Origin of the sequence: Thermophilibacter provencensis (assembly GCF_900128445.1) — a bacterium.
Classification (GTDB): domain Bacteria; phylum Actinomycetota; class Coriobacteriia; order Coriobacteriales; family Atopobiaceae; genus Thermophilibacter; species Thermophilibacter provencensis.
The window spans coordinates 121,800-136,271 of sequence record NZ_LT671417.1; the positions used below are offsets into that span (position 1 = coordinate 121,800).

The window sequence follows — 14,472 nt, forward strand, 5'->3', positions numbered from 1 at the left end:
AAAAAGAAAAGAGGTCTGGCCTTCCGACTCCTAGTCGAGAAGGACCGGCCCGAGGAAGTCGGCGTCAAAGGGGATGGCATCCGACAGGCCAAGGGGCCCGTCGGAGGCGACCACAAGATAGTTGTCCTCCCCCGCATGGTCGTCGTCCGTGGCGAGCGCCACCTCGACGCGCGAGAAGACCGTGAGCGACGTTGCCACGAAGGAGCGGAGGAAGCTGACGTCGGCGCCTCCGTCGCGCGAGACCACGTTGGCGAGCAGCACCCCGCCGGAGGCGAGCGAGCGCCGGGCGGCGCGCAGGGCGTCCACGGTGGCGAGCGAGCGTACCGGATCCGCGCCGACGAAGGCGTCGAGCACCACCGCGTCGTAGGGGCCCGCCCCGCGCCCGAGGAACGCGCGCCCGTCGTCGCGTATGACGCGCAGGTCCCCACCGTCCGCCCGGGCCCGGGCTATGGCATCGTCGAGGAAGAACCACCTGCGAGCGATGTTGATGACCGCGGGGTCTATCTCCACCACGTCGGTCCGGACCCCCGGATGCCCCGAGGCGACCATCTTGGGGAAGGCAAACCCTCCCCCGCCGACAACAAGTACGCGGCGGGCGGCGGAACGCAGGTCAAAAAGCCGCCCGAAGGCGCGATAGTACTCGAAGACGGGCTCCATCCTCCTGTCCCCGAGATAGGTCGCGGACTGGTAGACGCCTCCGCAGCGCAGGACGCGCACGCGGGCGCCATCGCCCCTGATGGTATACACGAGCGCAGGGCCGCCCATGGTGCGAACGACGTGCGGGTCGAGCAGCCGAACGCGGACGGCCGCGCCGAGAGCCGCGACGGCGGCGACCGTCGCCGCGACGAGCCTCGTGCGCCTCCATCCCCTCATGCGACCCCCGTCCCGCGAGATGCCTCGCGACCATGATATGCCGCACGCCCTCCCCGCTGCTAGAATCTCCCCGAAACGCACGTGCCTGACAGGAGGAACCGTGGCGCTCAGGATCATCACCTCCCCCGCGAAAAAGATGCGCACCATCGACGCCCCGCCGCTGCCCCGAAGCGAGCCCGCCCTCCTCGCGAGGACGAGGCTCCTCCTCGAGGCGCTTCGCCGGCTCTCGCCCGCAGAGGCGCAGGAGCTCTGGGCATGCAGCGACCGGCTCGCCGCACTCAACTACGACCGGCTGCAGCGCATGGACCTCGATCGCGACCTCACGGCGGCGGCGGTCTCCTACGAGGGAATCCAGTATCGGCACATGGCCCCCGAGGTAATGAGCGACGGAGAGCTCGCCTGGCTCGATGAGCACCTGCGCATCCTCTCGGGCTTCTACGGGGTGCTCCGCCCGCTTGACGGCGTGACGCCGTATCGCCTGGAGATGCAGGCCCGGCTGGCTGTCGGCGGCGCGCACAACCTCTACGAGTTCTGGGGGCCGGACCTCTATGACGCGCTCGCCGCCGAATGCGACCTCATCGTCAACGTTGCCTCGGTCGAGTACTCCCGCGCCGTCACGCCATGGATGCGCCCGGGCGGCCCCAAGGTGCTGACCTGCCTCTTCTGCGTCGAGCGCGCGGGGCGCCTCCGCCAGCCGGCCACCGAGGCCAAGGCGGCGCGCGGCACCTTCATCCGCTGGTGCGCGGAGAGAGGGGTCGAGGATGCGACAGAGCTTGCCGCGTTCTCCGAGCGCGGCTACCACCTTTGCGCCGACGACTCGGACGATCAGACGCTCGTGTTTGTCCGGGACTCCTCGGCATAGGCCGCAATGGTTGTGCAATGAGCGGGATAGTGCGAAATATCCTCGTGATTCCGTGCAATCGCCGGGATAGTGTGAAGCCATTTTGACCACTTTTTTGGAATAGGCTCTTAAAAATAATTTTTAAATCAAATTACCTGCGGTTTTCTTGAACGACCATCTCTGCAGTCGGAAAAACGCTTCGCACTATCCCAACAATTGCAGGACGAAGCGCCATTTTTTCGCACTATCCCCCTGACTGCACAGCCACGCTCCACGTGAACGCCGGGCCGGCGCGTATGATTGACCCACGAGGAAGGAGGAGCGGGATGACGGACATTGACGCGCTCATTCAGCAGATCCTGGCCGCAAGCCGGGCCAAAGGCGGACGCGCCGTCACCGGCACCCGAACCTACTCCGACGAGCCCATCCTCATGCGCGGCTCGCAGCTCAGAAGCTACATCCCCGACGAGATACGGCAGATGCGCGCGCTCGCGCGCCGCCCCGAGGCCCGGTCGTGGTCCGAGGCGCGCCTCTTCGTGGAGCAGGCCCGCCTCATGGCGGACTACGTGGACGACTGCCCCTTTGCCGGAACGTTCTCGAGCTACTTTCCCACCTACGACGCGATGGACGACCGGCAGCTCAGGGGCTACTTCACCTGGCGCGCACACGTGCGCGAGGGCGACATCCAGCAGACCTCGACATCGTTTGCCTATGTGTACCTCTACGAGCTCATTAACGGCATCGGCGTCGAGCCCGGAGAGCAGGGGTTCCGCGCCATCGAGGCGTACTGGAAGGCATACCGAGAGCTTGACTCGAGCCTCGACCGCTACGTCCGTCCCTGGCTCGTCGACTACGCCGCCTACCATGCGCTTGACCAGCGGCTTGCGCTCCCCTACGCCAACTCGGAACACGACGAGGCGGTCATGGCGCTCATGGGCGCCGAGGCCGACGTCTTGTCCCAGGCGCCCGAGACCCCTCGCAAACGGCACCGCTCCCCCGCGAGCTTCCCCGTCAATCCCAGCGATGACCAGGTGCTCTTCTCCGCCCTCGACCAGCTCTCGACCTATCGCCCCGCTGGCTCGCGCCTCTATCACGACAGCCCGGATGAGCTTCGCGCCGTTAGCTGTGCCGTCTTTCGGCGGCTCGTACGCTACTATCACACGAACCGCAAGCAGGGCCTCGTGGAGTCGCTCTTCGGCACGCGGCAGACCTTGCCTCACCTCATGTTCGCCTCGGCGGTGTTCTATCCTGCCGGACGGCATGAAGACTGCACCTACGACCTTGGCAGGACCAGGCGCTACGAGTGCAGAAACGGTCTTTGGACCTGCACGGCCCTGCATGACGGAGGCGGGAGGAGCGCCAAGCTCGGCCAGATCCTCAGGGCCGTCGACCGGCAGCTCCGCGTCGCGCTCGACTACCCCCACCCCCTCAAGGAGCACGGGGACCCCAAGTACCTCACGCAGATGATCGAGCGCGTGATCGCAGAGTACCTTGCATGGAGGCGCGACCATGAGCCCCGACGCGTGGAGATAGACCTCTCAAAGCTCGCGGGCATCCGCTCCGCCGCCGCAGAGACCCGCGAGGCACTGCTGATCGACGAGGAGCGCGAGGCGGAGGCCGCGACACGGAGTGGGACCGCAGCGGCGCCCGAGCCCGCCACTGAGCAGGCCGAGAAGGGCGAGGAACTTGGCCTCACCATCGAGGAGCTGGCCCTTCTCGAGGCCCTCCTCGCCGGACAGGCCCCGAAGGCGGCATCTGCCGACCTGCTTGCCGACGACATCAACGAGAAGCTCCTCGACCTCGTGGGAGACGTCGTGATCGAGTTTGACGAGACGGGAGCGCCCCGCCTCGTCGAGGACTACGTCGAGGACGTGCGCAAAGCGCTCGGCTAGCAGCGGCCCACGAGAACCTCGGACCCATCGGCGAAGCCATAGCCACCGCGCGAGCCTTTGCGTGGGCAATCGCGACCGCCCCCTCGAAAGGCGCAGCAGCCGCGCAGGAGGCCTGCGACTGCGCACTTCCGCGCAACCCTACGGGAGCCCTTCCATAACCGAACACGTGTGCTAGAATGATTCTTCCACCGGGAGGAGGGCACATGACAGACGCACCGAGGGTCCCCAAGCGCATAGCAGCGGTCATCATCAACTCGCTCAAAGGCGGCGTCGTGCCGCGCATCGGTCTGCCCTACATCACGGTGGGGCGCGAACGGGAGATCCAGGCGCTCCTGCATGACCTCGACCTCGTGGCGGACGGCGGAGCCAGCTTCCGCTTCCTCGTAGGCCGGTATGGCGCGGGCAAGAGCTTCCTCCTGCAGACCATCCGCACGCATGCGATGGGCAACGACTTCGTGGTTGCGGACGCCGACCTCTCCCCCGAGCGGCGCCTCCAGGGCGGCCAGGGCCAGGGCCTTGCCACCTACCGCGAGCTCATCCGCAACCTCTCCACCAAGACGCGCCCCGAGGGCGGTGCTCTGGCGCTCGTGCTGGACCGCTGGGTCGCGGCGCTGCGCGAGCAGCCGGATGCCGAGGCCGCGCTCGCGGCGCAGCTCTCCCCCATCCAGGAACTCGTCTGCGGCTTCGACTTCACGCAGGTCCTGCGCCTCTACTATCGCGCGAGCCTCGAAGGGAACGATGAGGCGCGCGCGGGCGTGGTCAAGTGGCTGCGCGGCGAGTTTCGCACCAAGACCGAGGCGCGGGGCGAGCTGGGCGTCAACGCCTGCATCACCGACGACACCTGGTACGAGTACCTCAAGCTCTTCGCGCAGTTCCTCGTGGGAGCCGGCTACAGGGGCCTCGTCGTTCTCATCGACGAGCTCGTAAACCTCTACAAGATCCCAAACGCCACCTCGCGCCAGTACAACTACGAGAAGATCCTCACCATGTACAACGACACGCTCCAGGGCAAGGCGCACCACCTGGGCATCATCATGGGCGGCACGCCGCAGTCCATCGAGGACCGTCGCCGGGGGGTCTTCTCCTACGAGGCGCTTCGCAGCCGCCTCACGCAGGGACGCTTCGCCAGCGCGGGCCTGGCGGACATGCTCGCGCCGGTCATCCACTTGGAGCCCCTCACCTACGAGGAGCTGCTCGTCCTCATCGAGAAGCTCGCGGACATCCACGCCGGCTACTTTGGCTACGAGCGCACGCTCACCGAGACGCAGCTCGTAGGCTTCCTCAAAGTGGAGTTCGGCCGCGTGGGCGCGGACACCCATCTCACGCCGCGCGAGGTCATCCGCGACTTCATCGAGCTTCTCGACATCGTGTGCCAGAACCCCGGGGCGGACGTCGACGCGCTTCTCAAGACGGATGAGTTCTCCGGTGCCGTAGCCGCCCCCGTGGCCGCCGCAGGCGAGAAGGACGTCGACGCCGCCTTCGCCGAGTTCACGATCTAGGCGCCGCCGTCCACGTCCCACACCTTCTCGATGGCACCGCGCTCGCCCATCACGTATGCCGAATAAACCGGCTCGTCCGGAGCCGTCGCGTTCACCTCGAGATAGCGAGGCCCCTCCGCATCGTCAGCAAGCTCGTAATAGACACGGCCGTCGCTCGACCATGACACGCAGCAGGGCCGCCCAAAACGCTCCTCGAAGTCTCTGATGGTCTTCTCGCCCTCGTCGAGAAACGCTGCGGCCTCGCCCGTGTCGGAGATGGCGTCTCCGGCCTCGTAGCGCAGAGGATCGTCGTTCACGAGGCGCGTCTCCCACTCCAGGGGATAGCTCAGCCGAAGGTGCAGCCCCGGGCCCTCGGGCCAGTCCGTCTCCCGCGCGTCGTAGAGCATCGCCGAGTACGCGTCCTCGGACCACACGATGATCGTGGAGACTCCCTCCCTGGCACTGTTGAAGTCGTCCTCGGTCACGAGCGTCATGAAGCACCAGTAGTTCTTGCCTCCGAGGGCAATCGAAAAGGTGGTAGAGAGCTCGACGCGACGCTTGCCGTCATCGACCTTCTCGGACTCCATGGGGCGCGTCACTGAGTGAGTATCCAGATACTCGACGTGGCCAGAGCAGCCCTCCACGAGCTCTCTGGCCCGCTCGTCAAGATCATCGGCACCTGCACGGGCCTCGGGCGAGAAGAGCCCGACGACCGCGTCCCGATCGCCCGCCTCAAGGGCGCCGAGAAGCCCCTCCGCCGCATCGAGGCATGCCTGCCCCCGCGGGCTCACGTACTCCTCGCCCGTCACGCGACTTCCGACATAGCGGACGAGGGAGTCGACGCCCTCCGAGCATCCCCCGCACACGACGGCAGCGAACACGACAAGCAGACAGGCAGCCAGACGTCTGATGCGACCCGGCCCTCTTCCGAACATGATCGGCCTCCAAAGCTCGGTCAACGGGTTTTCATTTTATCAATCCAACCAAGACCTTCTATCTGGTAACATGAAACATATGTTCTATTTAGGGGAGGATCATGGGAGTCTTCGATCGATACGCACCGTTTGTGCAGGACTTCATCTACGCGCACGAGTGGGAGAGCCTGCGCGGCATCCAGGTGGCTGCGGGCGAGGCAATCTTCGACACGGACGACCACGTGCTGCTGTGCGCGTCCACGGCGTCAGGCAAGACCGAGGCAGCCTTCTTCCCCATCCTCTCGGAGTTCTGGGAGGACCCGCCGGCCTCCGTGGGCGCGCTCTACATAGGGCCCACCAAGGCCCTCATCAACGATCAGTTCTATCGCCTCGAGGAGCTGTGCGAGGAGGCGGACATCCCCGTCTGGCACTGGCATGGGGACGTCTCCTCCTCGCATAAAGCCAGGCTCATGAAGCGGCCGTCGGGCATCCTGCAGATCACGCCGGAGTCCCTCGAGGCGCTTCTCATGCGCCGTCACGCCGCCGTTGCCAAGCTCTTCTGCGACCTGCGCTACATCGTCATCGACGAGGTGCACGCGCTGCTGCGCCAGGACCGCGGAGGACAGTGTCTCTGCCTCATAGAGCGGCTGGCGAGGATCGCGAACGTGCAGCCGCGCCGCATCGGGCTCTCCGCCACCATCGGCGACCCCGAGGCCGTGGGCGCGTTTCTCGCCACCGGGACCGGCCGCAACTGCGTGATACCTCGCGTGGAGGAGCTGCCACGCGCCTGGCGCATCTCGATGGAGCACTTCTTCCAAAGTGGCCCCCAAGCCGACGAGTCCCAACCCCAAACCTCAGGCGGATGCGTCGAGGCCGACGTCCTGTCTGTTGAGTCATCGGAGACGAGGGCGCTGTCCCCGCACTCGGGCGGCATCGGCGCAGAGGGCGCGCCTGCAGAGCTGCGCGCGGGGATTGTGCCCTCGCCTGACGAGGCCCCTACTGACGTGGCGCCCGCCCACGCCGACCCCGGCATGGGCTACATCTTCGAGCACACGCGCGGGCGCAAGTGCCTGATCTTCTCCAATTCCCGCGAGGAGGCCGAGGAGGTCTGCACCACGCTGCGCGCGTACTGCGAGTTCAACGGGGAGCCAGACCGCTTCCTCATCCATCATGGCAACCTCTCCGCCGCCATCCGCGAGTCGGCCGAGGAGCAGATGCGTGATGACGCCTCAGACGTCAGCATCGTGGCTACGTCCACGCTTGAGCTGGGGGTGGACATCGGACGGCTTGAGCGGGCGTTTCAGATTGACGCCCCCTTCACCGTTTCCAGCTTTCTGCAGCGCATGGGGCGCACGGGGCGCCGAGAGCGGCCGCCCGAGATGTGGTTCGTCATGCGGGAGGACCAGCCCGAGCCCCGCACGCTCCTGCCCGAAACCCTTCCCTGGAAGCTCCTCCAGGGCATAGCGCTCGTGCAGCTCTACCGGGAAGAGCGCTGGGTAGAGCCCCCGCGCCTCGATCGGCTGCCCTACAGCCTGCTCTGCCACCAGACGCTCGCCACCCTCGCCTCGGAGGGCGAGCTCTCTCCCGCGCAGCTCGCGAGCCGCGTGCTCACGCTCACCTACTTCCATCGCGTCACCACCGATGACTTCCGCGAGCTTCTCCGCCACCTCATCCGAAACGACTACGTCGAGCAGACCGAGGGGGGCGGCCTCATCGTTGGCCTCGCCGGGGAGCGCGTCACGAGCTCCTACAAGTTCTTCGCGGTCTTCCAGGAGAACGTCGAGTACACGGTGCGGTGCGACTCGACGGAGATCGGAACCCTCTGCGCCCCGCCGCCGCCCGGCGAGAAGGTCGCCATCGCGGGACACGTGTGGGTCGTCGACGAGGTGGACCACGAGCGCCATCTGCTCTATGTGACCCAGGTCAAGGGCAAGGTCCCCGCGTACTTTGGCGAAGTCGCCGGGGACGTGAACACGCGCGTGCTCGAGCGGATGAGACGCGTCCTTGAGGAGCACGCGACCTATCCCTACCTCATGCCACATGCCCGCGCCCGCCTGCGCCAGGCGCGCCACGTTGCGGAGGCCTCCCGCCTCACCGCGAGCCCTCTCGTCTGTCTGGGCGAGAACGACAAGGAGCAGACCATGTGGTGCCTGCTCCCCTGGCTGGGGAGCTACGCGTTTCTGGCGCTCGAGCGCCTTATCAAGATCAGGTGTGCCGAGGAGCTGGGCATCAAGGCCTTCAGCTCGTCGCGCCCCTACTTCATCACGTTTGTGATGAAGGCGGACGCGCACGCGTTCTTCTCGGTGGTGAAGGACGCGGCGGAGCGCCTCACGGACCCGATGGAGCTCCTCTACCCCGCTGAAGTCCCCTACTTCGAGAAGTACGACGAGCTCGTGCCCGAGGGCCTCATCCGGAAGGGCTTTGCCGAGGGCGTGCTCGACGTGGAGGGCATGAGGGCCCGCGTTGCGCGGTGGCCCCTTTGAGTCGCCAGCGCATAAAAGAGGGCCCGAGCCGCGGGGGTAGACGGCTCGGGCCCAGACGTGGAAAAGGGACAGTCCCTTTTCCACGCTAATGCATAGACCAGGCGTGGTGGTCTGTGTGGAGGAGCTCCTCCGCGAGCTCGGAGTTGGGCTCGCCCAGGAAGTCCTTGTAGATGGCCTGAATCGCGGGATTCTCGTAGGAGTTGCGGAGCTTGGCCCTGCGGTCGAGGCCCCAGAGGACGTCGCCACGGACCCCCGCGAGCTCCTCGCCATCGTGGATGGGCTGGCCGCCGCCGCCCGCACAGCCGCCGGGGCAGGCCATGACCTCAACGAAGTCGTACTCAACGGCGCCCTCGGCGATGGCATCGAGAAGGAACGCGGTGTTGGCGAGGCCGTGGACGACCGCCACGCGCACCGGCGTGCCTGCGAGGTCGAACGTGGCCTCCTTCCAGCCATCGAGACCGCGAACCTCGGAGAACGCGTCCGGGCGCGGGGTCTCGCCGGTCACCACGTGATACGCAGTGCGCAGCGCGGCCTCCATGACGCCGCCGGTGGCGCCGAAGATGACGCCCGCGCCGGTGGCCGTGCCAAGCGGCTGGTCGAACTCCTCCTCGGGCAGCGTGGTGGCGTCGATGTGCTCGGCGCGAATCATGCGATCAACCTCGCGCGTGGTGAGGGAGACGTCAACGTCCGGGTCCCCGCAGGCGTCGTTCATGACGGGGATGGCGACCTCGTGCTTCTTGGCCGTGCACGGCATGATCTCCACGCAGAAGATCTTGTGCGGATCGATTCCCTTGAGCTCGGCGAAGTAGCTCTTGGTCACGGCACCGAACATCTGGCCCGGCGACTTGGCGGTTGAGAGCTGGTCGGTGAGCTCGGGGCGGACGGCCTTGACATAGCGCACCCAGCCCGGGCAGCAGGAGGTGAACATCGGGAACGTGTTCTCCTCGCGATGCGCGAGCTTGTGCAGGAGCTCGGTGCCCTCCTCCATGATGGTGAGGTCGGCCGAGAAGTCCGTGTCGAAGACGTAGTCAACGCCCATCTGGCGCAGCGCCGCCACAAGACGGCCGACGGTGGCCTCCTCGCGCGGAAGGCCGAGGCTCTCGCCCCAGGCGGCGCGCACGGCCGGAGCGATCTGCACCACGACGACCTTCTCCGGGTCGGCGAGGGCGTCGAAGACCTTCTGGGTATCGTCTCGCTCGCGGAGGGCCCCCGTCGGGCAGTGCGTGATGCACTGCCCGCAGAGGGTGCAGTCGGACTCCTGGATGGTCATGCCCCCGCGGACGTTCACGCTCGTGTGCGTGGCGCGGTTGGCGAGGTCCCAGACGCCGAGGCCCTGGATCTTCTCGCACACCTGGATGCATCGCAGGCAGTTAATGCACTTGTCGTTGTTGCGGATGAGCGGGAAGCCCTTGTCCCACGGGTCGTGCATGAGACGCTTCTCGTAGGGAAGCTCGGAGACGCCGAGGTCGGCGGCAAGAGACTGCAGGGAGCAGTTTCCCGAGCGCACGCAGCTCGTGCACTCCGAGTCGTGCGTGGCGAGCAGGAGCTCGAGGTTCATGCGGCGCGCGACGCGCACCTTGGGGCTGTTGGTGCGCACGACCATGCCCTCGAGCACGGTGTTGTTGCAGGCGGCGACGAGCTGGTCGATGCCCTCAATCTCAACCACGCAGACACGGCAGGCGCCGATCTCGTTGAGGTCCTTGAGGTAGCAGAGCGTGGGGATCTTGATGCCCACGGTGGCGGCGGCGTCGAGGATGGACGTGCCCTCGGCCACGCTCACGGCGCGGCCGTCGATGGTGAGGTTTACCACTGCTCGATCCTCCCCCCGCGGAACGCGCCAAAGCCGAAGTGGTCGCAGCGCAGGCAGCGGGACGCCTCCTGACGCGCCTCCTCGTCGGTGAGGCCGTTCTCGACGATGTCGAAGTCGTTGATGCGCTCGGCAGCCTCGCGCTCCCGCATCTCGCAGCGGGCGCAGGAGATCTTGCCCTTGAACTGCACGGGCGGCAGCTCCACGTCGAGCTCGATCTGGTGGTTGTAGCCGAGGTAGTTGTCGATGTTGCCAGCAGCGACCTTGCCCGCGTTGATGGCGCGGATGACGGTGGCCGGGCCGCTCTGGCAGTCGCCGCCGGAGAAGAGGCCGTCCTGGCCGGGCACGGCACCGTCGGAGTCAGTGACGATGCGACCCCACTTGCAGGGCACGCCCTGCTCCTCGAAGGTCGCGGAGTCGATGTCCTGGCCAATGGCAACGATCACGCGGTCGCACGGAACGACGACGTCGCCGCCCTCGGCCGCGCGCGGCGCGGGACGCCCGCGCTTGAGGCCGCCGATGATCTGCGGCTCGACCCTGAGGCCGATGACGTGGTTGTTCTCGTCGACGACGACCTCCTTGGGGGCGTTGAGGTCCATGACCTCGCAGCCCTCGGCCTCGGCGCCGGCGATCTCCTCGTCCTGGGCCGTCATGTCGGCCACGCGGCGACGGTACGCGATGATGACCTTCTCGGCGCCCAGGCGCACGGAGGTGCGGGCCACGTCCATGGCCACGTTGCCGCCGCCGACGACGGTGACCGTGAGGCCCTTGAAGTCGGGCGGGTTGTTGTCACCCATGTCACGCAGGAGCTTGACCGCGGACATGACGCCCTCGGCGTCCTCGCCCGGAAGGCCGAGCTTCTTGTCCGCATGAGCTCCGATGGCCAGGTAGACGGCGTCGAACTCCTCGCGAAGGCGGCTCATCTCCTCGCCGTCCACGCTGTGATTGAGCTCGACGTCGATGCCGCAGTCGAGAATCCACTGGATCTCGGAGTCAAGCTGCTCGCGCGGCAGGCGGTAGTTGGGGATGCCATAGCGCAGCATGCCGCCGAGGTGCGCGCGCTGCTCGAAGATCTTGACCTTGTGGCCCATGAGGGTCAGGTAGTAGGCGCAGGAGATGCCCGCCGGGCCGCCGCCGATGACCGCGACGGTCTTCTTGGTGGGAGCCTTGATGATGGGGCGGTAGTCCCCCGCGTGGTCCACGGCGTAGCGCTTGAGGCCGCGGATGTTCATCGGGTCGTCCACCATGCCGCGGCGGCAGTGCATCTCGCAGGGGTGCTCGCAGACGAGGCCGCAGACCAGCGGCAGCGGGTTGTCCTTGCGGATGAGGCGCACGGCCTCGGTGTAGCGGCCGGCCTCGACGAGCGCGATGTAGCCGGGGATGTCCACGCCGGCGGGGCAGCCGGAGACGCACGGCACCGTCTGGTGCTGCGAGAAGCCGCAGGCGTGCTTCTGCACGTGGTGCTCGAAGTCGTCGCGGAAGCCGCGGATGGCCATGAGGGCCACCTCGCCGGCCTCGTAGCCGATCGCGCAGTCGCTCGAGAGGTACACCGTGCGGGCGGTGGACTCGATGAGGTCGAGCGTCTCCATCGTAGCGCGGTTGTTCAGGACGTCGTTGAACAGGTGGCGCAGCATGCGCAGACCGTTCCTGCACGGCGTGCACTTACCGCAGCTCTGCGTCGCGCACATGGCCACGTACGAGGCCGTGAACTCAACGGGGCACGGAGCGAGCGAGCTCACCGAGAGGCGCTTCTCGAGCATCTCGTGCATGCTCGACATGATCGCCTGGGTCTCGCTCTGCTCCATGACGTGCATTCTTGCCATAGGCCCTCTCCTTGCACATCGGGGAGTCGTACGCGCCGGGTCCCCTCGACCTCGGCACAGTATGAGAAATGTTAATCAACGCCCCGGTTCATTACGCAACGTAATCGGTGAGATGTCCGTTTGGTTACGCGGGCGGCAGCTCGCCGAGCCATTTCCCCCGCCTGTCGCATGCAGGGCCGTAGCTGAAAGAAAGCTGATACACTCCCGCTAGGGAAGGCAACGAAGGGAGCGTCATGATGAACCGAGTCCTAAAGGTACTGACCTGCTCGATCACCGCTGTGCTCGCCCTGAGCGTAGGCCTTGTGCTGGGGGCATGCTCCGGTCCCAGCCCCGAGGAGGCCATCCGCGAAGACCTCGCGGCAAACCTCGACCGCGTCAAGGAGCTTGATGACGCCACAGTCGAGGAGCTCGTCGGCAGCATGGGCACACTCGGCCTCGAGACCTACGGCATCGAGGCGTCGGACGTCGTCAGGTCCCTGCTCGACGGCTTCGACTACACGATCGATGACATAACGGTCGACGACGAGGGCACGAGCGCCGTCGCCTCGGTAAGCGTGACCTGCAAGTCCGCGTCCGACTTTACCGAGCGAATCAATCAGGCGGCAACCGACCTCGCAACCGAGCTGATGAACGACCCGTCCGGCCTCGAGCTGCTCAGCGACGAGGATGCCCTCAACGCCCGCATCGGCGAAGTCGTCATGGAGACGCTCGACGAGGTCGAGCTCCAGCAGACCTCAATCGAGATCGACTACTCCAAGACCGACGACGGCTGGACCGCAAGCGACGCCTCTGAGCTTGCCCAGATCTTCTCGTAGCCGCCTCGCACCATCTTCTGCGTACAAAGGCGTGCAAAAGCATGCAAAGGTGACTGTCCCCTTTGCACGCCTTGCACGCCTTAGTTCGTGCGGAAGAACGCAAGCGCGATGGCGTTGGGGCCGACGTGCGTGCCGATGGTGGCGCCGACGGAGGTGATGGGCAGGTCCTCCTCAGCGACCTTGCCCTCCCAGATGGCGCGGTTGTCCTCGAGGTACTTCCTCAGCAGCTTCTGGGAGAGGCCCGTGTAGCCCAGCAGAACCGGCATCGTGAAGTCGATGCCGTACTTCTCGACCTGCTGGTGCAGCTGGTTGCGGCCGTTCTTGGAGCCGCGCGCCTTGCCGAGCATCACGACCTCGCCGTCCTCGACGCCCACCACGGGCTTGATGGAGAGCAGCTCGCCGATGGTGCCCACGCTCTTGGGGATGCGGCCGCCGCGCTTGAGGTACTCGAGCGTGTCCAGGAGCGCGAGCAGGCAGACGCGGTCGGCGGCTGCGGTCAGCTCGTCGGCGATCTGCGCGGCCGAGCGGCCCTCGTCGAGAAGCCTGAGCGCATAGAGCACGAGCAGGCTCTGCCCGATGGTGACGTTCTTGCCGTCGACCACGCGGACCTCGGGATAGTCCGCCGCAGCAGTGACGGCGCTCTGATAGGTGCCGGAGAGCTTCGAGGAGAGCGTGACCACCACGGCCTCGTCGCCGGCGGCGCGAACGTCCTCGAAGATCTGCTGATAGGCGAAGGGCGTCGCCTGGCTCGTCTTGGGCAGCTCGTCGCTCTCGATGAGCAGCTCGTAGAAGCGGTCGTTGGTGAGGTCGACGCCGTCCGCGTAGGTGGTGGTCCCAAAGGTGATGCCCAGGGGCACCACGGTGACGCGAGGGTCGACCTCGCCGGGAAGGTCAATGCCGGAGTCGGTGATGATGCGAACGGCCATGGTCGTTCCTTTCTCTGCCCCTGGCGAGCCGTGCCCGATCTTGCCCTCGCGGCTAGTCGCGCGCGAAGGTCCTCAGGCGCTCGAGGATGTGGTTGAGAGAATCGTACATCTGCAGGCGCTCCCGAAAGGCCAGCTCCCCGCCAGCCTCGTCGAGCACTCGGTGAATGATGTCGTCGAGCGGGCGCGCGGCCTCGCGGCCCTTCTCGGTGAGCGTGATGGCGGCGCGGTATCGGGACGCCTCCTCGTCGGAGCCCCCCACCTCGACGAAGCCGTCCTCGGCAAGGTGCGCCACGGTGCGCGACATCGCCGCGCGGCTTACGTCAACCATGCGGGCGAGCTCTGAGGCGGTGAGTCCCTCGGGGTGCTTGACCAGATAGTAGAGGCACATCACGTCCGACCCGCGGAAGCCGAGCCGCCTGGCCTCGGCCGTCTTGATGCGCTGTATCTCCTTGTTGAGGGCGCTGATGATTCCCACGAAGTCCTCGAAGCGCTGCTCGGTCACGCCAACTCTCCCCCGTCAGGTCCGCCTGGCCCATGCCGACGATGTTAACCAATCAACATTATGGGCGAGGGGGACGGGGCATCAACCGAGGTCACGCGATATCCACATGCAGGGCAAA

At 66.5% G+C, this 14,472-nt stretch carries 11 protein-coding genes; 5 read left to right on the forward strand and 6 right to left on the reverse strand.

The genetic code is table 11. The features are described 5' to 3' along the window. Positions 1 to 30: 30 nt before the first annotated feature. Positions 31 to 873: a spermidine synthase gene (locus BQ7391_RS00560; RefSeq protein WP_075278832.1), complete on the reverse strand. Its 843-nt coding sequence runs from the start codon at positions 871 to 873 to the stop codon at positions 31 to 33. A gap of 100 nt (positions 874 to 973) precedes the next feature. Here BQ7391_RS00560 and yaaA point away from each other — a divergent pair, with 100 nt between their 5' ends. The 3 genes from yaaA (at position 974) to BQ7391_RS00575 (ending at position 5,105) form a co-directional block, all read left to right on the forward strand. After that, a complete protein-coding gene (yaaA, locus tag BQ7391_RS00565) occupies positions 974 to 1,735 on the forward strand; it encodes a peroxide stress protein YaaA (protein WP_075278833.1) in 762 nt (253 codons plus the stop codon). 305 nt (positions 1,736 to 2,040) lie between these two features. Beyond that, entirely contained in the window at positions 2,041 to 3,606 is a 1,566-nt protein-coding gene (locus BQ7391_RS00570) for a TerB N-terminal domain-containing protein (RefSeq protein ID WP_083662019.1), read from the forward strand. 203 nt (positions 3,607 to 3,809) lie between these two features. Beyond that, positions 3,810 to 5,105 carry an ATP-binding protein gene (locus tag BQ7391_RS00575; RefSeq protein WP_075278834.1) on the forward strand — a complete coding sequence of 432 codons (1,296 nt, stop codon included), beginning with the start codon at positions 3,810 to 3,812 and terminating at the stop codon, positions 5,103 to 5,105. Here the strand turns inward: BQ7391_RS00575 and BQ7391_RS00580 are convergent. Next, a complete protein-coding gene (locus BQ7391_RS00580) occupies positions 5,102 to 6,019 on the reverse strand; it encodes a DUF5104 domain-containing protein (protein WP_075278835.1) in 918 nt (305 codons plus the stop codon). The genes BQ7391_RS00575 and BQ7391_RS00580 overlap by 4 nt on opposite strands. Positions 6,020 to 6,120: 101 nt before the next feature. Between BQ7391_RS00580 and BQ7391_RS00585 the strand changes: the two genes are divergently transcribed. Further along, entirely contained in the window at positions 6,121 to 8,481 is a 2,361-nt protein-coding gene (locus BQ7391_RS00585; protein ID WP_075278836.1) for a DEAD/DEAH box helicase, read from the forward strand. Positions 8,482 to 8,566: 85 nt separating this feature from the next. On the opposite strand, the gene BQ7391_RS00590 is transcribed toward BQ7391_RS00585, so the two are convergent. After that, positions 8,567 to 10,291 carry an NADH-dependent [FeFe] hydrogenase, group A6 gene (locus tag BQ7391_RS00590; RefSeq protein ID WP_075278837.1) on the reverse strand — a complete coding sequence of 575 codons (1,725 nt, stop codon included), beginning with the start codon at positions 10,289 to 10,291 and terminating at the stop codon, positions 8,567 to 8,569. Then, positions 10,285 to 12,111, reverse strand: a complete 1,827-nt coding sequence (locus BQ7391_RS00595) for an NAD(P)-binding protein (protein ID WP_075278838.1) — start codon at positions 12,109 to 12,111, stop codon at positions 10,285 to 10,287. The genes BQ7391_RS00590 and BQ7391_RS00595 overlap by 7 nt, the downstream gene beginning before the upstream one ends. Before the next feature lie 233 nt (positions 12,112 to 12,344). On the opposite strand from BQ7391_RS00595, the gene BQ7391_RS00600 reads away from it, so the two are divergent. Beyond that, a complete protein-coding gene (locus BQ7391_RS00600; RefSeq protein ID WP_075278839.1) occupies positions 12,345 to 12,926 on the forward strand; it encodes a hypothetical protein in 582 nt (193 codons plus the stop codon). Positions 12,927 to 13,006: 80 nt separating this feature from the next. Here BQ7391_RS00600 and BQ7391_RS00605 read toward each other — a convergent pair whose 3' ends face one another. Further along, complete coding sequence (locus BQ7391_RS00605) at positions 13,007 to 13,852, reverse strand: DegV family protein (RefSeq protein ID WP_075278840.1); 846 nt, start codon at positions 13,850 to 13,852, stop codon at positions 13,007 to 13,009. Between the two features lie 52 nt (positions 13,853 to 13,904). Next, positions 13,905 to 14,354: a MarR family winged helix-turn-helix transcriptional regulator gene (locus BQ7391_RS00610; protein WP_075278841.1), complete on the reverse strand. Its 450-nt coding sequence runs from the start codon at positions 14,352 to 14,354 to the stop codon at positions 13,905 to 13,907. Between the last annotated feature and the right edge of the window lie 118 nt (positions 14,355 to 14,472).